Origin of the sequence: Mesorhizobium sp. M7A.F.Ca.CA.002.04.1.1 (genome assembly GCF_004022805.1) — a bacterium.
GTDB classification, from domain to species: domain Bacteria; phylum Pseudomonadota; class Alphaproteobacteria; order Rhizobiales; family Rhizobiaceae; genus Mesorhizobium; species Mesorhizobium ciceri.
On sequence record NZ_RZPL01001121.1, the window covers coordinates 1 to 1,080 of the forward strand.

At 64.1% G+C, this 1,080-nt stretch carries 2 protein-coding genes; both read left to right on the forward strand.

Features of this window, described 5'->3' with window-relative positions; translation table 11 throughout:
- Positions 1–560, forward strand: a 560-nt coding sequence (locus tag ENZ75_RS32650) for an exodeoxyribonuclease III (RefSeq protein ID WP_128278656.1), incomplete at its 5' end; no start/stop codon positions are given.
- Positions 561–753: 193 nt separating this feature from the next.
- The coding region (locus ENZ75_RS32660; RefSeq protein ID WP_281061332.1) for an SdrD B-like domain-containing protein at positions 754–1,080 on the forward strand (327 nt) is incomplete at its 3' end.

A 1,080-nucleotide genomic window follows, 5' to 3' on the forward strand; every position in this document is an offset into this window, starting at 1 on the left:
GTGCCGAGCCCGTGTTGACCCGCGATGCCTTGCCCGGCGACGAAGCCGACAGGCAGAGCCGCTACATCGAGGCGGCGGTGAATGGCATTGTCGTCGCTTGCCTCTATGCGCCGAACGGCAATCCCCAGCCCGGCCCGAAATTCGCCTACAAGCTCGCCTGGCACGCGCGGCTGGAGGCGCATGCCGAACAGTTGCTCGACACCGGCCTGCCGGTGGTGCTGGCCGGCGACTACAACATCGTGCCCGAGCCGCGCGATATCTACGCCACCCGCTCCTATGACGACAACGCGCTGGTGCAGCCGGAAAGCCGGGCGTCGTTCCGGCGCCTGCTCGACCAGGGTTGGCTTGATGCCCTGCGCAAGAAGCATCCGAAGGAAACGCTTTACACATTCTGGGACTATCGCCGCAACCGCTGGCCGCGCGATGCGGGCCTCCGGCTCGATCACATCCTGCTGTCGAAGAAACTGGCACGCCGCCTGACCGCCGCCGGCATCGACCGCGACGTGCGCGGCGAGGACGGTGCCAGCGACCATGCGCCGGTGTGGGTGGAATTGAAGTAAGGCGACTGCTTTCATGCGTCGCGCTTGAACGGATCCATGCAACGCGCTTTAAGTCTTTTGTCTTGATGCATGTCGCTGTCCCAAACCCGGGTTCGCTTTTGGCCGACATGCAATAACCTGTCGGCAAAGTATTCCAACGCAGCCGGATCGCCCATGAACGCAATCCTCCACGAGATCTGTGAAAGGAGGCTCCATGCCTGACTTGGGCGCTGTCGAGATACTGTTCGCCGCCCTTGTGGTGCTTGCGGCAGCTGTCGTGTCCTGGCGGCTGTGGCGGAAGCGCAGCCGCCGCAAGGGACGGCGGCAGACCAATCCGGCTGCCGACTATGCCGTCCGCACCGACTGGAGCGGCCGCGGGGGCATGCTCAATTACTCGTCCTTCGTCTATTTCGATGTCGATCGCGACGGCAAATACGGCGCCGGAGACCGGCCGATGGCCGGGATCATGGTGCGGCTGTATGACGAAGCCGGCAAGCTCGCCGCGTCCGCGCGCACCAACAATGCCGGCTTTGCCAATTTC